The organism is Microbulbifer sp. JSM ZJ756 (genome assembly GCF_044383805.1).
GTDB classification, from domain to species: domain Bacteria; phylum Pseudomonadota; class Gammaproteobacteria; order Pseudomonadales; family Cellvibrionaceae; genus Microbulbifer; species Microbulbifer zhoushanensis.
The window spans coordinates 263,193-285,436 of sequence record NZ_JBISER010000002.1 but is presented as its reverse complement, the minus strand read 5'-3'; the positions used below and the strand labels follow the sequence as shown (position 1 = coordinate 285,436).

Here is a 22,244-nt window from a genome sequence, read left to right as displayed (position 1 = left end):
GCAAGGAGAGGCGATGACCACACTCAGTGAGATTAACCTGGTCAACTTGTCAGGCCTGTTTGTCGCCGTCTCCGCCATCACCTACCTGGTTATTGCCAGGGCACGCCGCGCATGGCCAAAGGTCCGCGGCAGGGTTGAACAGAGCAAACTGGATGCGGAAATACATGAGGGACCCGGTATCAGTGCCAGTGAATACCAGGTAACCATCGGTAAAAGCCGCTCCATCAGTTATACGCCGGTACTGCGATACCGCTACCAGGTCCGGGGGCGCGAATATATCGGGTGCAAACTTTTCTCGGTCAACCTGCTACCCATCCGCCCGTGGGACCTGCTGCCGGTCGTTGCCGGTTCAACCGTGGACGTCTTTTTCAATCCCGCAAACCCCGCTCGTGCCTACCTGCTTCCATCCGGGCTGGTACTACCTGTGATTTACCTGCTTATCGGTACCACACTGGCACTACTGGATGCCGGCCAACTGGAAGCCGTCCGCGCAATTGCCGCGGATCTCTGGCACGATTTTACCCGGCTCGGCAAGCCCTAGGGCAGCCGGATCAAACTGCCAGCAGACACAGCTCTCAGTGCCACGCAGGGAGCCCGTTCGCCATTTCCTGGTCTAAGCTCTGTCACTGAATACCTGCCAGCCACATAGAGCAAGCTCCGGGCTGGCGACAGCTCCACCGACGGATCGGAACCTGCGCATGAGTCACAATACTTTCACCGCCCTCTTCCTCTCCCTGTTCCTGGCTGGATGTTCAGGGGCTTCGGTTTTCTCGTCAGCCGACGATGACTCACGCTGGGGAGACTACCGCACCTTCGGTTTTGTACAGTCAGGTGGCGCCAACAGCCGCGTGGAATCCATCCTGCAGGCAGAGGTCACCCGGCAACTGAATGCCCGTGGCATGACCCGCAGCACCAGTCCGGATATCCTGGTGAATATCGCCGCCTACACCGAGAAGTTGCCCAAGACACGGATTTCACGCACCACAGGCTTTGCCGCGGCACGCTATCCCTTTTTGCAGGAGTACTACCGTGACCTCGGGGAGAAGCACTTAACCGATATCGATGAGCAGACGGAGGGCAGGCTGACCATCGACGTGCTGGACGTCAGGCAACGGGAGATGGTCTGGCGCGGTCGTACCCGGGGGCGCATTACCCCGGCAATGATGGCCGACCCGCAGGCAGCGCTGGCCAGTGCGGTAAACGAGGTATTCCAGAAATTCCCGAAAGCTGGGGGATAACCCAGGGAAATAAATGCTGGATAGACCGGCGGCCGGCGCCCCGGCGGCCGGCGGACCGGCCACCCTGCCAGGTCAGACCCGGACGATCGGCCGGCCTTCCCGACTCCACAGCACGTGATATTTCTCGTTTTCCGGCCGGTCATTGCGGGAGAAAGTATGCGCGCCGAAGAAGTCCCGCTGCGCCTGCAGCAGGTTGGCGGGCAGTGATTCGCGGCGGAAGGCATCATAATAATTGAGCGCTGACGAGAGCGCCGGCACCGGAATCCCGCGCAGGCTGGCGTCCGCCACCGCCTGGCGCCAGTTGCCCTGGTTGGCCGCGATCTGCTCGATAAAGTAATCATCCAGCAGCAGGTTCGAGAGCTTGTGGTCGCGCTCGTAGGCAGCGCTGATGGACTGCAGGAAAACCGCACGGATAATGCAGCCGGCGCGCCAGATGCGCGCGATCTCGGCAAAGTTCAGCTGCCAGCCCTGTTCCCGCGCCGCCAGCTTCATCAGGTCGAAGCCCTGCGCGTAAATACAGATCTTCGCGCAGTACATGGCGTCATGCAGCTGGGCGATCACGGTGTCCCGCTGCTCCGCGGGCACCGCCTCCACATCCGGCCCCAGCAACTTTTTCGCGGCGCGGGAGCGCAATACCTTGCGTGTGGACAGGGAGCGGGCAAACACCGCCTCGGCGATACTGGGAGCAGGACAACCCACTTCCAGGCTGCTTACCGCAGTCCACAGGCCGGTGCCCTTCTGCCCGGCGCGGTCCAGGATCACGTCCACCAGCGGCTGGTCGGTGTCTGCATCCACGGTAGCCAGCACCTCGGCACTGATATCGATCAGGTAGCTGTTCAGCGGCCCCCTGTTCCATTCCCGGAATACCGCCGCAATCTCGGTAGGGCTCATCTCCAGCGCACTGCGCATCACGTCGTACGCCTCGCAGATCAACTGCATATCGGCGTACTCGATGCCGTTGTGCACCATTTTCACATAGTGGCCCGAGCCGATCGGGCCGATATAGGCAGCGCAGGGCTCACCTTCCTTGACCGGGTTACCCGGCTCGAAGCGTTCGATCGGCTGGCCGCTTTGCGGATCCACCTTGGCGGCCATGGCATGCCAGACCGGCTCGATACGGGCCCAGGCATAGGGATCGCCACTGGGCATCAGGGACGGCCCGAACCGGGCCCCCACCTCGCCGCCAGACACGGCAGTGGTAAAGAAGATCAGGCGCCCCTCGTAGCGCTTGCAGCGCTCGACGGAGTCGGTCCACAGGCTGTTGCCGGTATCGACCACGATATCGTCGGCCTTGAGACCGGCATCCAGCAACTTGTTGCAGACATCATCGACGGGAGCGCCCGCAGGCACCGACAGGATCACCAGGTGGGGAGCTTTTACCCGCGCCAGCAGCTCGGTATAGGAATTACAGGTCTCAATCCGCGCCGGCTGGTCACCGCGCTCCTGACGGTCCTGCTCCAGCAAAGCCTCCAGGCGACTGTGGTCCAGGTCAAAGGCGCAGACCCGGAATCCGTTATCGGCCAGGTTCAGGATCAGGTTCTTACCCATCACCCCCGCGCCAATAAAACCAATGTCGCACAGTGAGTCGGTATCAGCCATGGATCGCTCCGGAAATCGTGAAATGAAGCCTGGCGGGCGCCAGATTGGGCGCGAAGTATAGCAATACGCCGACGCTACCGGGAGGCCAGGAGCCAGCCCGGAGCGGCGCGTATACCGACGTGACCGCCGGACAGAGCATTCTGCTAAAAAGATAGCAAGGTACAGTCATTGGCTCTCATGATGTTGCGTATTCAGGTACCATACGCTGACTCAACAGACAGCAAAACCGGGACGGCCGAGCCAGGATTATGCCGGGCTCGCCGGAGACAGGCAGGAGCAGTACAGGAACCATGAATCAACAGGCACTGATTGAATTTTACCTTGCACACCAGTGGCTGGTACTGCCAGTGTTTATTGTCCTTGTCATCGGGGTGGCCCTGCTCTGGTTTGGCGGGCTGGTCGCGGCCCTCGTGGCCCTGGGCAACAGGCAATGGCTGTGGGGCATACCCACAATCATCCTGGGCCCGTTTACCGGCCTGCCCTACGCCCTGCTCTACCCGGGCCGGGCGGAATATGCCCGGACGCTCATGCTGCGGGGCCTGGCAATGGTGCTGGGGGCACTGGTTCTTCTACTCTTGATCTGGCTCTTTGCCTGACCCCATCACCGGGGATGACTTCCCTGCACCAAGAGCCGGGCTGTCCAGTTCGCGCAACCCGGCCGCTTGCCTGGCAACCTCGCTCGGCACCCGAACTACGCGTCCCTCTCTTCCGCCCACATTTCCAGCCCTCGCCGTCCTGTAAGGCGCCGTAATCCAGCGCGGTATAAACCACCACATCACGGCGGTAGACTGGTCCCAGCAACCTGGGAATCAGGGGGCACTTGCTGGCATAACGCAACCGGCCAATAACTGCGTTCTTCATTCGAGCAGAGCACCACAGGAACAGACAATGACACTCTCACCCCGAATTTCCCTCCGGGCCATTTCACGCGCTGTTATTGGCGGTATCGCCTGCACCCTTTACCTGTTCGTCTCCGCCGGCCTGCCCGCGACTTCGGTGGCGGCAACGCTACCGGGTCAGGTCCAGCCTCCCCGGTACATCTGCCCGCCGTGCAATCATGAACAGGACCTGTTCCAGGCCAGTGCCGTCAGGGCCCGAGGCTCCTGCCATGTGTGTGGTATGGAACTGGTCGAGAAGCCGCTGCGACTGGATACCGCGGAGGGCTCTATCCGGGAGGGCTCCGGCAGCTTCCTGGTGGATAGTAATACCCCCGACAGTAACCCGCTGGCAGTTTTCTATCACCGACCCGAAAATCTCCGCAAGGATGCGCCGGTGGTGATTGTGCTCCCCGGTGCCGGCCGCAATGCCTGGCGCTACCGGGATACCTGGGTTGACTCCTCGGAGAAATACGGCGTGCTGGTACTTTCACCCCACTATTCCGAAAAATATTACCCGGAGTTCTGGAGTTACAATATTGCCGGCATGATCGAGAACGTGCGCATCAATAAAGAGCGCACCCGGGTAAGCGGTTACGACATCAATCGCCGGGCGGAAACCTGGCTGTTCAGCGACTTCGACCGGATATTTGAAACCGCTGTCGCGGAACTTGGCATGACCACGGCGACATACGACCTGTTCGGCCACTCCGCCGGTGGCCAGGTCCTGCATCGCTATACTCTCTTTGCCGGCGATAGCAAAGCACGGCGCATCCTCGCCGGGAATTCCGGCTGGTACACGGTGCCCCGCTTCGACAAACCATTCCCCTTCGGCACAGGCAGCGACATGCTGGACAGGGACGGGTTGAAAAAAGCATTCAAGCGTGAGCTGGTGGTATTCCTCGGCGAACTGGACAACGCCGACGAAACCCGAGGCCACCTGGTACGCACCCCCGACGTCAACTGGCAGGGCGACCACCGCCTGTCGCGCGGAAAATATTTTTTCGCCCAGGCACAGGAGCGGGCCCGGGAGTTGGGAACGGAACTGCAGTGGCAACTGGAAGTGGTTCCCGGTGTGGGGCACGATTACCCGGCGATGGGCAAGGCTGCGGCCGACTACCTTTACGGGGACTCCAGGCGGCCATAAAAGTGTGCCGGCACAACGCAGCGGCCATGTGGAAAGTAATCAATTCCATATTGCCGGGCAAGCGTACCTGTTTACCGGGTTCATCTGGCTACAAATGACCGGCTCTTCTAGCACCGGTAGAGAAATACTTCAGCCCGCGGCGAACACCCGGGTGTTACATAAGGGAACGGGTCGGCAGGGCCTGAAGAAAGGGAATGATAATGATTCGATTGAGAGAACGCCTCACCTTCAAGCTTAAGTTATTATCAATTCCAGCAGCTCTGCTTTGCGGCACCTACTCAACGCACGCAGTGTCAACTGCCAGTGAAGAAACCTTTGTATTCGAGACCTGGAGCAAGCAGACCGCCAGTGGGTACCGGGGGGAGATCAAGGTACCTGAGAACCGCCAGCGGCCTGACAGCCGTATGATCCCCCTCCGTTATGTTCGTTTTCCGGCAACCGGTGAAAGCTCGGGACCACCCATTATCTACCTTGCAGGTGGCCCCGGCGGCTCCGGCATCATGGCAGTCAATTACCGGTTCGGGATGTTTATGGCCCTGCGCCAGTTTGGCGACGTCATCGCCCTGGACCAGCGTGGCACAGGCCAGTCCAGCATCCTGCCGGAATGCCACTCCGGACAAAGATACCCCGCCTCCGGCGCAGTCTCTGACCGTGAATATATCGAGAGGTACCGCGAGGCTGTGCGCGAGTGCATGAAGTTCTGGCAGGACAGGGGTATCGACCTTGCCGGTTACAATACCCGGGAAAGTGCCCGCGACCTCGATGCGCTCAGGGCGCATCTGGGTGCGGAAGCGGTTGTGCTGTGGGGCACATCATACGGCAGCCACCTGGCCCTGGCTGCGCTGGGGGAAATGGAAAACCGGATTGCACGTATTGTCCTGTCCAGTGCCGAGGGACTGGACCAGACTGTCAAGCTCCCCTCCAGTACCGCTGGTTACCTCGACAGACTGCAGGCAGCTGTAGACTCACAACCTCGGGCCAGGGCCGCCTACCCCGATATCAAGGGACTGATAGAGCGGGTTCATGGGAAGCTCGACCTCAACCCGGTGCCAATGCAGCTCACGAAAGACAATGGCACCACCGTGGATTACCTGCTTGAACGGCGGGATATGCAACTGATCGCCTCAAGCTTTATCGCGGATCCCCGCAGCGCCGCACGATTACTCGATTTCTATCGCGCCCTGGACCAGGGAGAGCAACCGGCATTTGACTCGGTGCCACGCCGTTACTTCCCGGACGCGATACTCCATCCCGGCGAGCCAATCTCACTGAACGCCATGCCCACTGCAATGGATATAGCCTCGGGTATTGGCAAAGACCGCTCCCGGGTGGTTGCCCGCGAAGCAAAACACTCCCTTCTGCACGACTACCTGAACTTTTCCTATCATTTGCAGGGGCTTGCCCCGGAGCTTGACCTGGGAGACGAATTTCGCCAGGCGCCCCGGAGCAAAGTGCCTGTACTCCTTTTCAGCGGGACCCTGGATGGTCGCACCGATATCAATGAACAGCGCGCTGCAGTATCTGGCCTGGAAAACTTGACCGCCATTACCGTCGAGAATGCCGGTCACAACCTGTTTATGTCTTCCGAGCAGATCCAGCTTGCAATCAACCGCTTTATGGCGGGAGAGCCTGCGCAGGGCGACCGGATTGTCATTCCTTTACCGGAACTCGGGCCAAAGACGCTACGGGAGTGATGTTGCGGGGAGCGTTTACTCCCGGAGGCTCATGCAGTGGCTTCAATACAGCCAGGCGCAAACCGCACTGGTGAAAATCGGCCATGTTTTCTCTGAAGCGTAGACCCAACCAGGTTTGTTGGTAGACTCACCGGCTGAGCCTTCTATATATTTGCGGATAACAATAATGGGGCCTGCCCTTAAGCAACTTCCAACCCCGCGACCCACGCAGGGACTAATCCTGTTATTCCTGTGCTTCCTGGCTACTTCCATCGCCAACGCCACCCCACTCACGGCTGACCGGATCTTCCACGGTGGCTCCATTGTCACCATGGACCCGCGCCAGCCCCTTGCCGAGGCCGTGGCAGTGCTGAATGGGAAGGTCCTGGCGGTGGGAACAGACAATGCGGTGCTCGATATGCGCGGCCCGGGGACAGAAATGGTCGACCTCCATGGCCAGGTGCTGATGCCCGGTTTTATCGATATCCATACCCACCCGATCCTGTCGGCCATGATGGGGGAAGTCATCGATATCTCCGGCTTCACCCATCGCAGTCGCGAAGATGTGCTGGACACGCTGAAGCGGCGCATTGCCGGGAAAGACCCCGGCGAATGGGTGCTGGCCTATGGCTGGGACCCGGCACTCCTGCGGGACCTGGAGCCTCCAACCCTGGCCGAACTGGACCTGCTGGCACCGGATAACCCGCTGTTTATCATCGCCCAGACATTACATTCGGGTTTTGCCAACAGCCGCGCCTTCGCGGAAGCCGGTATCGACAGGAACAGTCCCGACCCGGACGGCGGCCACTTCGAGCGCAACGCGAATGGCGAGCTGACCGGGTTGGTAGTGGAGGTGGGCGCGATGGCAAAGTTCACCGGCTCCACCCCCGGGTACCCCCTGCCCGCCTACCTCTACCTGCTGACCAACCAGCTGGAGACTTATGCGGCCCACGGCTACACCACCATTGTCGCCCCGGGGCTGCAACCGATAATCCCGGAGCATATCCGCGCCCTGAAGTCTGTCGCCAGCCACCCCGGCGCCCCGGTGCGGACCTACACCTACCCATTGTTTGACCAGCTGGATGAATCCGGCATCGCCCCCGGTTCGGGTAACCTGTCGTTCGAGGTGCGTGGGCCCAAACTCTGGATTGACGGCTCACCCTATGCCGGCGGCATGGCTGTGGACGCCCCCTATCTCGATAATGAATTTACCCGGCAACGGCTGGGAATCGAGGCCGGCAGTCGCGGGCACCTAACCTTTAACAATGAACAACTGCAAGCCCTGGTACTACGCTACCACCGGCAGGGCTGGCAGATCTCCGCACACGCCCAGGGCGAGCGGGCAATCGATCAGTTCCTCGATGCAGTGGACGCAGCCCAACGGCAATTTCCGCGGGAAGACCACCGCCACCGGATCGAGCATGGCGCCCTGATTACTCCCGTGCAGCTGCAACGGGCGGCACAACTCGGCGTTACCCCCAGCTTCTATATGGACCATATTTACTACTACGGCGACACCTTGCAAGAATTGATCGTCGGCCCCGAGCGCGCGAACCGGTTTATGCCAGCCGGCTCCGCAGCGCGCGCAGGCCACCGGTTTACCATCCATACAGATTCCCCCTCCTCGCCGCTGGGGCCCATCCGCGCCATGCGGACTGCCGTACTGCGCGAGAGTCGAGGGGAGAAAAACATTTTCGGGAAACGCGAGCGTATCAGCGCAGACGATGCAATTCGTGCGCTGACCATCAATGCGGCCTGGCAGATCCACCAGGAGCAGTCGCGGGGCAGTATCGAGGTGGGCAAGCTGGCAGACTTTACCGTGCTGTCGGAAAACCTCCTGGAGGTGTCGCCGCAACAGTGGGATCGGGTGCAGGTCACAGCCACCTATATTGGCGGAGAGCGTGTCGATCCACCCCGCTGGAGCTGGCGCAAGGCAAGCCTGTTACTGCAAGCGGGATGGTCGATGCTGTTTGACTGAACCCCCGGAATGACTGTCGGGCAAGCAGAGGAGCGACACCCGGCTTGAGCGGGGATCCGGATCAGTCCTGGCCGAACTCCCCGTGCCGGCCCGCGCCCGCAGTAAACCGACCTGCTCCGCTGATCGCCTCCTCGGACACCACCGGATACCCCCCACGTCCCTCATTGGCCAGGGCCTCTTCCAGTGTCAGGTCCCATTGCCGGTAGGCGGAGTCGCGGTCCGCTCGCAGGCATCGCTGGGGAAAGCGCGCAATGTCCCCGGCCAGTTCCAGTGCCGTCACCAGCACCTGGTCGTCTTCGACCACCCGGTTGGCCAGCCCCGCCTGCAGTGCCTCGTCGGCACCGACCGGGCGACCGGTGAGAATCATATCCATGGCCCGGCCATGGCCGACCACTCGCGGCAGCCGCACGGTACCACCGTCAATCAGGGGCACGCCCCAGCGGCGACAGAATACCCCGAAAATCGCGGACCTCCCGACCACGCGCAGGTCACACATCAACGCCAGTTCAAGGCCACCAGCCACCGCATAACCGCGAACCGCAGCGATCACCGGCTTGTCAAACTGCATGCGCGTGGGTCCCATGGGGCCCGGGCCAGTGCCCCCGGGCTCGATTTCATTGCGACTTTCCGGGTCGGCCATTGCCGACAGATCCGCGCCGGAACAGAAGTTGTCACCACTGCCGGTCAGTACTGCGACACGCAGCCGCTCATCAGCGGCAAAACGCACAAACGCGTCGCGCAATGCGGTGGCTGTTTTCCTGTCCACCGCATTGCGCTTCTCCGGGCGACAGATAGTGATAATGAATATATCGCCATCGACACTGGTGCTAACCGGGGCTCCAGCGGACTTTTCTCCCTTCATGCTCCCTCCTCGAGTACTGACTCCCGGTCCATCTTATACCGCCCGGAGGCCGGGATATACGTCCCAGACCAGCGCTGTGACGCCGCGGGGGGGAGCCTACAATCCCCCGGTAACAAACCTTTTAGAGTGCGGCCCGGTTGCGCCGCGACCATAGCCATGAACAATGCTGGGAATATACTCGAGCAGGTAAACAGGGTATCCGAGCCGCTGGCAGGCAACGATACCGATCTCGATCCTCTGCTGCGCAGGGCCGCCGATCGCAGTGTCATACTGCTGGGTGAGGCCAGCCATGGCACCCACGACTTCTACTCGATGCGCGCGGAGATCACCCGGTCCCTGGTCGAGGAACAGGGCCTCGACGCAATTGTGCTGGAGGGTGACTGGCCGGATGTTTACCGCATCAACCGCTTTGTCCGGGGGCTGGATGGCGACGCGAATGCCCGCGCCGCCCTCGGCGACTTCGAGCGTTTTCCGCTGTGGATGTGGCGCAACACCGTGATGGAATCATTCGTGCACTGGCTGCGTGAGTGGAACAGTACACGTGCCCCGGCAGACCGGGTGGGTGTCTACGGCATGGACCTGTACAGCATGTATCGCTCTGCCGACGCCGTAATCGGTTACCTGGAAAAGGTTGACCCTTCCGCAGCAGAGCGAGCGCGACAGCGCTATGCCTGCCTGGACCGGCATGGAGATCCGCAGCGTTATGGTTACCAGGCGGCCATGGGGCTGAGTGAATCCTGCCAGAAAGCGGCCGTCGAGCAGTTGCTGGAAATGCTGCAGGCGCATAGCCAGTGGCTGCAGCGGAGCGGGCTGTATGGGGAGGATGAGCTCTTTTACGCCGAGCGCAACGCGCGGGTGGTACACCATGCCGAGGCCTATTACCGGGGCATGTTCTTCTCCGGCGTAAACACCTGGAACCTGCGTGACCGGCATATGGTGGACACCCTGCTGGACCTGCGCCAGCACCTCAGCCAGCAGCGTGATCGCCAGGCGCGGATTGCGGTCTGGGCCCACAATTCGCACCTGGGCGACGCCCGCGCAACCGACGCAGCGCTACACGAAGAGGTAAACGTCGGCCAGCTGGTTCGCGAGAAACTGGGTGACGACGCGCTGCTGCTGGGGTTCACTACCTACACCGGCCATGTGACAGCGGCCACCGACTGGGAGCAGCCGGTGGAGCATCGCTGGGTGCGACCGGCACTGGATGGGAGTGTCGAGGAACTGTTCCACCGGGCCGACCGGAAACGGTTTTACCTCGACATGGCTTCACTGCCTCCGGATACCCTCGGCCATCCGTTACTGGAACGGGCCATCGGCGTCATCTACCGGCCCGAAACCGAGCGCCAGAGCCACTATTTCCGCACCCGCTTGCAGCACCAGTTCGATGCAGTGATACACCTCGATGAAACGACGGCACTGGAGCCTCTGGATATGACCGAGGGCTGGCAGGAGCGGGAGCCGCCTGAAACCTGGCCCTATGGCACCTGAACCAGGGCCCGGGTTCGCCCTCGCATAACAGGTCAGAAATCGCGATTATCGTTCCTGAATACCTGTCCGTCCTTCATTACAAAACTGACCCGCTCCATCACGCTGATGTCCTCCAGCGGATTACCCGGCACCGCGACGATATCTGCCAGCTTACCCGCGCGAATACTGCCCAGCCGGGTATCCTGCCCCAGCAGCCTGGCGGAATTGATGGTTGCCGCCTGCAGTGCCTGTAACGGTGTCATGCCGAATTCCACCATGCGCGAGAACTGGCGTGCATTCTGGCCATGGGGATAGATGGAAGCATCGGACCCGAACACCATCTTCACCCCGGCATCCACCGCTGCACGGAAGCTCTCCCGCTGGCGCCCACCGACTTTGCGTTCCTTCTCCAGGCTCTCGGGCATGATTCCGGCCTTCTCACCCTCCGAGAGAATGTACTCAGTGACATAAATGTCCATCGACAGGACGGTGTCGTTTTTCTTCGCCAGCCGGATTGCCTCGCGGTCGAGGAAACTGGCGTGCTCGATGGAATCCACACCGGCACGGATGGCCGCCTTGATACCCTCGGTGCCGTGGGCATGGGCCGCGACAATGGCACCGCGCCGGTGGGCCTCGACCACAGCCGCCCGCATCTCCTCTTCCGCCAGCTGCTGGACGCCGGGTTCGGTGTTCCTGGACATGACGCCACCGGTGGCGCACATCTTGATCAGGTCAGCGCCATACTTGAAGTTTTCACGCACCTTTGCCCGCACGGCCCAGGGACCATCGGCGACGCCCTGCCCGCGGGCCTCGTACTCGTGGGTCAACAGGTTGTTGTCACAATGCCCCCCGGTAATCCCGATGGCCGGGCCGGATACAAACAGTCGCGGCCCGGGCACATCGCCGTCATTGATGGCATCGCGCAGCGCAATATCCGCGTATCCGGACGCGCCCAGGTTGCGCATGGTGGTAAATCCGGCCTTGAGCGAAGCGCGCGCGCTCTTCACCCCGGTAATCGCCGCACGCTCGGATGTCACTGCCAGGCGCCGGTAACCGTGCTGGTCCGAGGATCCTGTCAGGTGCACATGCATATCCATCAGGCCCGGCACCAGGGTCATGCCAGCCAACGCCAGTGCTCCCTCCGGGGCCGGGACATCGGCCTCGACTGACACGATTCGGTTGCCATCGACAGTAACCAACGGCGATTCAATAACCTTTCCTGTCTCCACATCGATCAGGCGATCCGCACTGATATAGGTGACCGCCACCGAGGCCTGGGCCAGGATTGCACTGCCGACGCCCACCAGGATGGCCATCAGGGATTTCCTGTTGTTGGTTTTACGGTACATTCCTTCTCCTGTGCGGGTCCGATAGCAATTGGGAAGCTGAACTACGCCCCGGGGCTCAAAAACTGATACCCGGTTGTACCCTATTTAACATGGCCATGCCAGCCGCTGCGATGAGCTGCCCGGATGGCGGGTTGGCACGCAGATACAGGGAATGCGATGACGACTACTGAAAAGGAAAAGATGCTCCGCGGTGAGCTGTACCGGGCCTCCGATGCCGAACTCGCGCAGGAGCGCCTTCTGGCCCGGCAGCTGTGCTGGGAGTACAACCATTCAGAACCGCATCACGACGTACTGCGCAACCAGCTGTTGACGCGGCTGCTGGGAAGCCGCGGCGAAGCCTGCATGATCGAACAGTCTTTCCAGTGTGACTATGGCTACAACATTCACCTGGGCGACGGCTTTTTTGCCAACTTCGAGCTGGTAATACTGGACGTCTGCAGCGTCCGCATCGGGGCAAGTTGCCTTTGCGGCCCCAGGGTCAGTATCCTCACCGCCACCCACCCGAGGGATCCTGTGGAACGTGCAACCGGGCTGGAGTACGGCGCGCCGGTTACCATCGGCGACAATGTGTGGATTGGGGCCGGGGCCATTATCAATCCGGGCGTTACCATCGGTGATAATGCTGTAATCGCCTCGGGGGCAGTGGTCACCCGGGATATCGCCGCCAATGCGGTCGTGGGCGGAGTGCCCGCGCGGGCTATTCCCCATGCTCTCTGAATAATGACAGTGAAAGGCCGGAGCAACAGGGTATGAGAGACAAGCCGACCATCAGGGTCTATTACAACTCCGCCTGCCCCGTTTGCCGTGCCGGCATCGGGCACCAGAAGCGGCGCATGGCCGGCTGCCCGGTGGACTGGGAGGATGTCCACCTGGACCACGACCGGGTCAGGGACCTTGGCGCCGACCTGGAGTTTGTCCGCGAACGGTTGCACGTCATTGATGAAAACGGCGACCTGCAGGTGGGGCTGGGTGCGTTTATCGCCATATGGCGCAACGCCCCCGGGGAGGCGTGGAAGGCCCGGCTAGCGAGCCTCCCCCTACTCCGGCCGTTACTGGGCCTCTCCTACAACGGCTTTGCCCGGCTCCTCTACCACTGGAATCGCGCCAGGAATCACTGGCAGGCCTGAATCGCGGCAGCTAAATCCACATTATCAACCCGGATTCCCCGCAAATTGTGGCGACTGTCGGTCAGTGCCCCCGGCCCGCGCGGATTGGTATAGGCTCATATAAGAAGACCACCGTTTTCGGCGGCCCCGAACGGGCGTGGCCGTGTTTCGGGTCACGCCGCCAGAAATACTGGAGGAAATAGATGAACTGCCCATCCTGTAAAGAGTCCGGATTGATGGCCATGGATCGCAATGGCGTGCAGATCGATTACTGTCCCAATTGCAGGGGAATCTGGCTCGATCACGGCGAGCTCGAAAAGATCATCGAGAAGTCCCATGCCGCCGGGCTCAGCGATGCGGGTCACCCGCAGGAGCCCCACAAGCAGAAGCGCAACCTGATCACCGAGCTATTTGACTTCTGAGTATCGGACAGGTGTTGGGCGCCCGCGCCGCACCCCGGTAACGATGGGCAAGGCACGCTCGCAGGACCAACAGGGCCGCGAATCGCCGGAGACAGGCTGGCAGGCGGTTCCCGACGAGCCCCGTCGCGGCGCTATTGGGGACCTGCGCGCACTGCAGCAATCGGGCCTGCAAACCTTCCGCCGTTTTGTCCGGGGAGAACTGCCGGGCCCGCCCATCTGGCGCCTGACCGGAATGAAGCCCACCGAGGTCACCCTGGGAAAGGCGACTTTCTCCATGCCAGTAACCACCTGGCTGGCGGACGGCAGCGGCATCTACTGGGGAGGCATCTGCGCACTGCTGGCTGACGCGCCCCTCGCCTCGGCCATCTGGACCACGCTCCCCGCCGGCAAGGTACTCTCCACCTCGGAACTGACCATCAGTTTTGTGCGCCCGATTACCAATGCCACCAGGAATCTGGTTGGTCGCGCAGAAACGGTGCATTCCGGCCGGCAGGTGGGGCTGTCGATGGTCGAGATCACGGACCAGGACGGGCGCCTGCTGGCGTTTGGCAGCAGTCGCTGCATGATCACCGATTTGAGTGTGGACCCGGACGAGGACCTGCCCGAGCCGGACCTGGGGCCAGACGATACGCCCGACCCCTATCGCCGTGATCCACCGGATGCAGAGCTATGTGACCTCAAGGAATTTGCCGAGCTCAAGCCACTGGAACTGCAGCAGGCGACCATCGCCGAGGGCCGCACACAGCCAATCTGGCAACTCACCGGCTACCGCCCCCGGGAAGTGGAGGAAGGCTGCTTCCACGGCACACTGCCCACCTCGGAGTGGTTCTCCAATGGCAGCCTCGCGATATATGGCGGGATGCTGGCCTGGGCTGCAGACTTCACCATGGGTGCCGCGATCTATTCCACGCTGCCGGCCGGCGACCTGTTCGCCACCCTGGATATGCATATCCGCTTCACGCGGCCGGCAAAAATCAACAGTGGCGACCTGACCTGTATTGCCCAGGTCCGGCATTACGGCCGGCAATTGCGGGTGGTTACCTGCAATATTGATACAGCCGATGGCAAGCGCGTGGCCATGGCAACTGCTTCGGCCCTGGTCATCAAGGGAGCCGCCCGGGACCTGGCCGAAGGCGGGGACCCGGAGGAAATCATCGCCCAGGCCGACCACAGTGCCGGGCACCACGGAAATTTCTCCAGGTGAGATCAGGGTCCGTTAACTTGCCGGCGCCGTGATGACTGTCGATTGACTCCCGCCCTTCGTCAAATTTCTTTTGCCAACAACCCGCGCCCGTTCCCTATTGAGCAGTAGAAAGACGGGTCGAAATCAATAATCTTCGAAGATGCCCTCCACCTATCGGCCAACCCCCATGCAGTACACGCTTGCTCCCGGTTCCATAAATGAACCCTGTGGCATGGTTTTATTCTCATCCCGGCACTACGCCCCCGACAGGGTTGATGCACTGTTTCGGGACACCGCCATAACCTTGATTGTGTATTCACCCGGTAAGCTCCGGGAGCAAGCACCGGGGACCAGTAGCAAGAGAAAACCTGCAGCGCAGTATCCGTGTGATTTAGCCCAGGGGCTTCAGCCGGTTGCTGCAGGAGACCTCCCCGGATAAAAGCAAACAGTCATTATAATAACCAACCAATCGAGGTACTCCGATGAGATACTTCAGTGCGATGATGTTCCTTTCACTGGCCCTCACTACGGCAAGCACAACAGCACACGCCGTACCCCGCACAGCATTTGTGCACCTGTTCGAATGGCAATGGGACCAGGTGGCTGCCGAATGTGAAAACTTCCTCGGCCCCAAGGGGTTCTCAGCCGTCCAGGTTTCACCGCCGCAGAAATCCATCAACGGCAGCCAGTGGTGGACCCGCTACCAGCCGGTAAGCTACGCGATCGAGGGTCGCTCCGGCAGCCGCCAGCAATTCGCCGACATGGTCAGCCGTTGCAACGCGGCTGGCGTGGACATCTATGTCGATGCCGTAATCAACCACATGGCGGCCTGGGACCGGAATTTTCCCGAAGTCCCCTACGGTCCCAATGATTTCCATAATTGCACCGACGACATCGACTATTCGAACAAGTGGTCGATACAGAATTGTGACCTGGTGGGCCTGAACGACCTGAAGACCGAATCCGCCTACGTCCAGGGTAAAATTGCCGATTACCTCAATGACCTGATCTCGATGGGCGTGGCAGGTTTCCGTATCGACGCAGCAAAGCATATGCCTGCGGCGGATATCAATGCGATTGTGCAACGCCTCAATGGCGACCCGTACATCTACCAGGAAGTGATCGGCGCGGCCGGCGAGCCGGTACAGGCCGGTGACTATACCTGGGTTGGTGATGTAACGGAGTTCAACTTCACCAATACCATGGGCTATTACTTCAAGCTGCGCGGGCCACTGAAGGAAATCAGCAATATCGGCAACTGGCAGGGCTGGTTGCCCACTGATGATGCCATCACCTTCGTGGCCAACCACGATAACCAGCGGCAGAATACCGATAACACGATCACCCACAAGGACGGCAACAACGCCAATAATATGGCGCATGTATTCCTGCTGGGCTGGCCCTATGGTTACCCGAAGGTCATGTCCAGTTACGACTGGAGCGACCATGACCAGGGCCCTCCCGCCTCGGCCGCGGGTGACTGCAGCAACGGCTGGCTGTGTGAACACCGCAATCGTGCCATCGCCAATATGGTGGCCTTCCGCAACAATACCGCCGATTACTTCGGGGTGACCAACTACTGGGATAACGGCAACCACCAGCTGGCCTGGGGTCGCGGCGGGCTCGGTTTCGTGGCCATCAATATGGAAGGAAGTGACCTGAACCGCAGCTTCCAGACGGGTATGCCCGCCGGCACCTACTGCGACATCATCCAGGGCGAATTCGATTACGACGCCGGCACCTGCAGTGGCCCCACTATTTCCGTGGACGGCAATGGCAATGCAAACTTCAACGTTTACTACCGCAACGCCTCTGCGATTCACGTGGGCGCCCGCGTGGGTGTCCCCTGCCCCGACTGCGGTGGCAACTCCGGTGGCGAGTCCGGCGGTGGTGGCTCTACGGGCGGCGGTGCCGGTGGCCCGGTAAATGTGTCATTCAGCTGCGCCAACGGCTACACCTACTGGGGCCAGAGTGTCTACGTGGTAGGAAACCAGGATGAACTGGGCAACTGGGACCCGGCCGGTGCGCGAGTCCTGGACGCCTCCGCTTATCCCACCTGGAGTGCCACTATTGAATTGCCCGCCTCTACCGACGTGGAGTGGAAATGCCTCAAGCGCGAGGAAAATAATTCCGGCGCCGGAATCGAGTGGCAACCGGGCTCCAACAATGGCTTCAATACCGGTACATCCGACTCCAGCCAGTCGGCCGGCTTCTGACTCTCACAGGCTGGAAGTAAAAAGGCGGGCCCCCGGGCCCGCCATCCCACAGTGCCCCTCTTTCCTCACTTCCCCGGCCAACGCATATCGACGCTGGGATCAACAGCGGCTCCCCCACCCGTAAACAACCAGGCGCCTTTGACTATGCTCTGGACTGGGAAATCGGCCCGCAACGATTGGAACCCCCGGGATGAGGATTGGCATCAGACAGAGAACCGGTTTTTGGCGCCGGCATTTCCCCGCCCCCAATCCCATTGCAGAGTCCGGCGGGTTGATCAGGCATTGGCTCTCCATCGTCGTACCCTGCATCGTCATATCCTGCTTTCCCACCCCCGCATTCGCGCAGTTCTCACTGCCCGGTTCAGAGCCCGCGGCCGAACCACAATTGCCGGAGGCCCAGGCGCCACTGGAAGACATTGAGGCCGAGCGAGCCCGGGTAGAGGACAACCTCCAGTCAGCCAGTGACCAGCTGCGCGAAGCCAGGAAAACCCTCGAGCCGCTGCAGGGGTCAGGACAGGACACCGCGCCACTGGAGCGCCGGGTAGGTCTTCTCTCGGGAAGGGTCCAGACAGCGCGGCGGCACCTGAGCATCATCGAGGACGAAACCAGCCTGCAGCAGGAGCGCGAGGACCTGCGACGCGAAATCGCCAACTGGACCGGCTTTCCCGAACCGGGTCCCTACCCCGCAGCGCTGGCGGACAAGCTGTTTCACCAGTTAAAGGCTGCGCGCGCTGCCAGGCAAACCGCGGAGACCCGCCTGGCATCAATCGAATACGGGAAAAACCTCGTGTTCGACGCCTATGGCGACGCGGAGAGGAGTGCACGACAGGCAATGGAGGCACTCGAGGCCGCGCCTACGGGCCCGAAGCGGGCGCAGGCTCGCCGCGATAATGAACTGGCGCAACTTGAACTGCGATTCGACGGCGAGACCGTGGCCTACCTGCGCTCCGCGGAAAAACACCTGCAGGAACGTATCGCCTACCAGCAGGCCAGGGCTGACTTTATCCGGCAGAAACTGGCGACCGCCCTGGCCGATACACGCGTCAGCGAAAGTGAATTCGAGGAGCGTAAAGCCACGCTGGCTGCGCAACTCCAGGACGCACGGGAGAAACGCCAGGCTCTCGACCCGCGCCAGGCGGAACTGGCAGCGAGAATCGAATCCCTGCACCCGGATCCCGCTTACCGGGCCGACCCGCCAGCGCAGCCCGGCGAAGCAGGTAATACCGACCAGGTGAAAGACCCGGAACCGGGTCCGCCCGGAGACGGGACGGGTTCCGCCACCCCGGGGCAGCCGACCGGACAGGAAGCGGAACTGGAGCTGCGCCAGCGGCAGATGAATGTACTCAGGAACACCGGCGACGACATCAGCCTGGAGATCACTTACCTGCAACTGCGACGGGACCTCTGGGAGGAGCGATACCGCCTGCAACAGGAGTGGCAGGTGGCCCGGGCCAAAACCCTGTTGCAGGAATTGCCCACCTTCGGGAAGGTGATCGGTGACAGCATCTCCGGCCTAGAACAGGCGCGGGCCGAAGCTGAGGATTTCGCACTCGAGCCGCGTTTCTCCGTGTCCGCACTGGAGCCTGCCCGGCACGACCTGCTGGCCAGCCTGGAAGACCGCACACAGCAACTGGAAACCACCCTGGTTGCTGCCCGGCGGCTGCGGGACTTCCTGCAACTCTGGCAACTGGAACTGGAAACCCGTATCCGCAACGCCACCACTGCGGAGGAAATTCGCGGCTGGTGGGACCTGATGCTACAGGAAGCCCTACGCATCTGGGACTATGAACTGGCATCGGTGGAAGACACGCTGGTGGTGGACGGTGAGCGCGTTGTCGAGCAGCGCCCGATTACCCTGGGCAAGGTAATACAGGCATTACTGATCCTGGCCATTGGCCTGCTACTCGCCTCGCAGATCTCCAGGCTGATCAGCCGTATCGTCCTGCCCTTTTCGGCCGGCAAATGGCAGAACCGGCTGTTGCTGCAGCGGCTGCTGCGCATCGGGCTGGTCCTGGTGGTAGTCGCGCTGGCACTGATCACTGTAAAGATCCCCCTGACCGTATTCGCCTTCCTCGGCGGCGCCATCGCCATCGGCATCGGCTTCGGGGCCCAGAACCTGATCAATAACCTGATCAGCGGCTTTATCCTGCTGGGGGAAAAGCCGATCCGTGCCGGCGACCAGATAGAGATCGAGGGAGTGCGCGGGATCGTGGACAAGATCGGCGACCGCTGCACACGGGTCCGGCGGTTCGATGGTGTGGAAATCCTGATCCCCAACAGTATGCTGCTGGAGAACACCGTCACCAATATCACCCTTTCAGACCAGCGTATGCGGACCAGCATCACTGTCGGTGTGGCCTACGGCTCGCCCACCCGCGAGGTGCAGGAACTGCTCGAGTCCATTGCCCGCGACCACCCACTGGTGGTGCAGGTACCGGAACCGGTGGTGGTATTCGAGGACTTCGGGGACAGTGCGCTGAATTTCTGCATCTATTTCTGGCTCGACCTGGCTGCGCAGCCGGATTTCCGCACCGTGCTCACCGACCTGCGCCACACCATCGTGGAGGCCTTTGCCGGGCGCGATATCGAGATCGCCTTCCCCCAGCGGGATGTTCACCTGGACTCTGGGTCACCCATTGCCGTGCAACTGCTCTCACGGCCCGACTAAACCCGCGTCCACAGCGCCCCCGGCATTACAGCCGGCCCGCTCCGCTGCATGACATCCCGGTCACCCCCAGCGAATTTCAGCACGGCCGTTCAGCCGCGGCCCCGTTTTGTGTATCATCGACGGTTTTAGCACAAATTTTGACCAATTTTTAACCGGTAACCGGTGCTGGCACTAACACAGAATTCTTACAGAACCAGAGAACAGCCATGACCTCAACCACTTCCCCCAGTGCGGAAAGCTCCCAGGCCACGGGAAAGAAGACCGCGTTCACCCGCTTCCTCGATACCGTCGAGTGGCTGGGTAACCTGCTGCCCCACCCGATCACCCTGTTCGCCCTGTTTGCCGTGGGCGTGGTGTTTATCAGCGGTATCGCGTCCTGGTTCGGCCTGGCAGTGCCGGACCCGCGCCCGGTGGGTGCCGCTGGCCGGGACCCGGACGGTATTATCGAGGTGTTCAACCTGCTGTCCGGGGACGGGTTGCGGATGATCGTGACCAGCCTGGTGACCAACTTCACCGGCTTTGCGCCGCTGGGCACCGTGTTGGTGGCCCTGCTGGGTGTGGGTGTGGCAGAGCACTCCGGGCTGCTGAGCGCCGCAGTGCGGGGCCTGGTGATGCAGGCCTCCAGGCGCACCGTGACCGTGATTGTGGTCTTCGCCGGCATTCTCTCCAACACCGCCTCGGAGCTGGGCTATGTGGTGCTGATCCCGCTGGCGGCAATGATCTTCCACTCCCTGGGGCGCCACCCACTGGCGGGCCTGGCCGCGGCCTTTGCCGGTGTATCCGGCGGCTACAGCGCCAACCTGCTGATCGGCACCGTGGATCCGCTGCTGTCCGGTATCACCGAGTCCGCCGCCCATATGATCGACCCCACCTACGCCGTGGGCCCGGAAGTGAACTGGTTCTTCATGATGGTCAGCACCGTGCTGATCACCCTGGTGGGCAGCTGGGTGACCATCGCCATCGTCGAGCCCAAGCTGGGTAAATACGATGTATCCGAGGCCTCTGTGGACCTGTCCCAGGACAAGATGGGCGAGCTCACCGCCGATGAGAAACGCGGCCTCAAGTACGCGGGCCTGGCGGTTCTGGCAGTCTGCGCCCTGTTCGCGCTGTCCATTGTGCCGGAGTGGGGCGTGCTGCGGGATCCTGAGACCGGTGCGGTCGCCGGCTCCCCGTTCCTGAAGGGTATCGTGGCGCTGATCGTGGTGTTCTTTGCGATCCCCGGATTTGTCTTCGGCCGCGTCACCGGCACCATGCGCAACGACCGTGACGTAATCAACGCCATGTCCAAGAGCATGGGGACCATGGGCATGTACATCGTCCTGGTGTTCTTCGCCGCCCAGTTTGTGGCCTTCTTCAAGGTCACCAACCTGGGCACCATCTTCGCCGTGGTGGGCGCCGACACCCTGCAAAGTATTGGCCTGACTGGCCCGCTGCTGTTCCTGTTCTTTATCATGATGTGCGGCTTCGTGAACCTGATGCTGGGCAGTGCCTCCGCCCAGTGGGCGGTCACCGCACCAATCTTCGTGCCCATGCTGATGTTGCTGGGCTATGCCCCGGAAGTGATCCAGGCGGCCTACCGGATCGGCGACTCGGTCACCAATATCATCACCCCGATGATGAGCTATTTCGGCCTGATCGTGTCGTTTGCCACCCGCTACAAGAAGGACCTGGGTATCGGTACACTGATCTCCACCATGATCCCCTACTCGATTTTCTTCTTCGTGGGGTGGTCGCTGCTGTTCTTTATCTGGGTATTCGCACTGGGCCTGCCGGTCGGTCCCGGCGCTGCGACCTACTATTCAAGCTAGGCCAAGCCAGAAATCCACTGGGTGGCACCCGCGCGGTGCCGCCCAAGAGGGTGCCATTAGCGCCCGAATCAGTTTAAAGTCCCCGAAAATCCCCAGGACCACTCACGGAATTCACATGAGCTCTCTCCAGGACCAGTTACTCAAGGCCGGCCTCGTCGACAGCAAGAAAGCGAAACAGGTCAGCAAGGAAAAGCGCAAGCAACAGAAAGTGGCCAAGAAGTCCGGCCAGCAGGTGGAAAACGAGGCCCGGGCAGCGGCGGAACAGGCCCGGGCCGAGAAAGCGGCCCGTGACCGGGCGCTGAATGCCGAGCGCGAAGCAGCCGCCCACGAAAAGGCCATTGCCGCCCAGATCCGCCAGATGGTGGCCGGCAACCGCCAGCCCCGTGGCCGCGAGGACGTGGCTTACAACTTCACCTTTGAGCGCAAGATCAAGACCATCCATGTCAGCGAGGCGGTGCGCGACCACCTCGCTGCCGGGCGCCTGATGATCGTCGGCCTGGACGACAAGTTCGAGCTGGTACCGCGGGTGATAGCCGAGAAGATTGCCGAGCGTAACCCGGATGCGGTGGTGCAGCCGCCGGAAGACAGCAGTGCCGTGGACGAGGACGATCCCTACGCGGAGTTCCAGATCCCCGACGACCTGATGTGGTAAG

18 protein-coding genes are annotated in these 22,244 nt (G+C 61.5%); 15 read left to right on the top strand and 3 right to left on the bottom strand.

Translation table 11 applies throughout. From position 1 onward, the window contains the following. The first annotated feature begins 13 nt into the window (after window positions 1–13). Together ACH6CX_RS05280 and ACH6CX_RS05275 are read left to right on the top strand one after the other, a co-directional pair. Complete coding sequence (locus tag ACH6CX_RS05280) at window positions 14–541, top strand: DUF3592 domain-containing protein (RefSeq protein ID WP_396675071.1); 528 nt, start codon at window positions 14–16, stop codon at window positions 539–541. 157 nt (window positions 542–698) lie between these two features. After that, entirely contained in the window at window positions 699–1,238 is a 540-nt protein-coding gene (locus ACH6CX_RS05275; protein WP_232941688.1) for a DUF4136 domain-containing protein, read from the top strand. 72 nt (window positions 1,239–1,310) lie between these two features. Here ACH6CX_RS05275 and gndA read toward each other — a convergent pair whose 3' ends face one another. After that, window positions 1,311–2,837 carry an NADP-dependent phosphogluconate dehydrogenase gene (gene gndA, locus ACH6CX_RS05270; RefSeq protein ID WP_232941687.1) on the bottom strand — a complete coding sequence of 509 codons (1,527 nt, stop codon included), beginning with the start codon at window positions 2,835–2,837 and terminating at the stop codon, window positions 1,311–1,313. Window positions 2,838–3,127: 290 nt separating this feature from the next. On the opposite strand from gndA, the gene ACH6CX_RS05265 reads away from it, so the two are divergent. The 4 genes from ACH6CX_RS05265 (at window position 3,128) to ACH6CX_RS05250 (ending at window position 8,510) form a co-directional block, all read left to right on the top strand. Then, complete coding sequence (locus ACH6CX_RS05265; protein WP_232941686.1) at window positions 3,128–3,433, top strand: hypothetical protein; 306 nt, start codon at window positions 3,128–3,130, stop codon at window positions 3,431–3,433. Window positions 3,434–3,725: 292 nt separating this feature from the next. After that, window positions 3,726–4,859, top strand: coding sequence for a hypothetical protein (locus tag ACH6CX_RS05260; RefSeq protein ID WP_396675068.1), 1,134 nt, complete (start codon window positions 3,726–3,728; stop codon window positions 4,857–4,859). Between the two features lie 200 nt (window positions 4,860–5,059). Continuing rightward, a complete protein-coding gene (locus tag ACH6CX_RS05255; RefSeq protein WP_396675066.1) occupies window positions 5,060–6,553 on the top strand; it encodes an alpha/beta fold hydrolase in 1,494 nt (497 codons plus the stop codon). Window positions 6,554–6,719: 166 nt separating this feature from the next. Beyond that, a complete protein-coding gene (locus tag ACH6CX_RS05250; protein WP_396675064.1) occupies window positions 6,720–8,510 on the top strand; it encodes an amidohydrolase in 1,791 nt (596 codons plus the stop codon). A gap of 61 nt (window positions 8,511–8,571) precedes the next feature. Here ACH6CX_RS05250 and ACH6CX_RS05245 read toward each other — a convergent pair whose 3' ends face one another. Then, window positions 8,572–9,372, bottom strand: a complete 801-nt coding sequence (locus ACH6CX_RS05245; RefSeq protein WP_232941682.1) for a crotonase/enoyl-CoA hydratase family protein — start codon at window positions 9,370–9,372, stop codon at window positions 8,572–8,574. Window positions 9,373–9,528: 156 nt separating this feature from the next. Here ACH6CX_RS05245 and ACH6CX_RS05240 point away from each other — a divergent pair, with 156 nt between their 5' ends. Then, a complete protein-coding gene (locus tag ACH6CX_RS05240) occupies window positions 9,529–10,860 on the top strand; it encodes an erythromycin esterase family protein (protein ID WP_396675062.1) in 1,332 nt (443 codons plus the stop codon). Window positions 10,861–10,892: 32 nt separating this feature from the next. Here the strand turns inward: ACH6CX_RS05240 and ACH6CX_RS05235 are convergent, their stop codons facing one another. After that, window positions 10,893–12,188, bottom strand: coding sequence for an amidohydrolase family protein (locus tag ACH6CX_RS05235; RefSeq protein WP_237063766.1), 1,296 nt, complete (start codon window positions 12,186–12,188; stop codon window positions 10,893–10,895). Between the two features lie 156 nt (window positions 12,189–12,344). Here ACH6CX_RS05235 and ACH6CX_RS05230 point away from each other — a divergent pair, with 156 nt between their 5' ends. From ACH6CX_RS05230 to ACH6CX_RS05195, 8 genes are all read left to right on the top strand, one after another. Then, window positions 12,345–12,905 carry a sugar O-acetyltransferase gene (locus tag ACH6CX_RS05230; protein WP_396675060.1) on the top strand — a complete coding sequence of 187 codons (561 nt, stop codon included), beginning with the start codon at window positions 12,345–12,347 and terminating at the stop codon, window positions 12,903–12,905. A gap of 32 nt (window positions 12,906–12,937) precedes the next feature. Continuing rightward, entirely contained in the window at window positions 12,938–13,315 is a 378-nt protein-coding gene (locus ACH6CX_RS05225; RefSeq protein ID WP_396675058.1) for a DUF393 domain-containing protein, read from the top strand. Window positions 13,316–13,497: 182 nt separating this feature from the next. Continuing rightward, window positions 13,498–13,716, top strand: a complete 219-nt coding sequence (locus tag ACH6CX_RS05220) for a zf-TFIIB domain-containing protein (RefSeq protein ID WP_232941677.1) — start codon at window positions 13,498–13,500, stop codon at window positions 13,714–13,716. A 43-nt stretch (window positions 13,717–13,759) separates the two neighbouring features. Beyond that, window positions 13,760–14,920: a PaaI family thioesterase gene (locus tag ACH6CX_RS05215; protein ID WP_232941676.1), complete on the top strand. Its 1,161-nt coding sequence runs from the start codon at window positions 13,760–13,762 to the stop codon at window positions 14,918–14,920. 461 nt (window positions 14,921–15,381) lie between these two features. Next, on the top strand, window positions 15,382–17,115 hold the full coding sequence (locus ACH6CX_RS05210; protein WP_396675055.1) for a carbohydrate-binding module family 20 domain-containing protein: 1,734 nt from the start codon (window positions 15,382–15,384) through the stop codon (window positions 17,113–17,115). Between the two features lie 271 nt (window positions 17,116–17,386). Then, window positions 17,387–19,783 (top strand): mechanosensitive ion channel domain-containing protein, encoded by a 2,397-nt coding sequence (locus tag ACH6CX_RS05205; RefSeq protein ID WP_396675053.1) that lies wholly within the window; start codon window positions 17,387–17,389, stop codon window positions 19,781–19,783. A gap of 206 nt (window positions 19,784–19,989) precedes the next feature. Then, complete coding sequence (locus tag ACH6CX_RS05200) at window positions 19,990–21,591, top strand: AbgT family transporter (RefSeq protein WP_334078522.1); 1,602 nt, start codon at window positions 19,990–19,992, stop codon at window positions 21,589–21,591. Window positions 21,592–21,706: 115 nt separating this feature from the next. After that, window positions 21,707–22,243 carry a DUF2058 domain-containing protein gene (locus ACH6CX_RS05195; RefSeq protein ID WP_237063776.1) on the top strand — a complete coding sequence of 179 codons (537 nt, stop codon included), beginning with the start codon at window positions 21,707–21,709 and terminating at the stop codon, window positions 22,241–22,243. Window position 22,244: the final 1 nt, after the last annotated feature.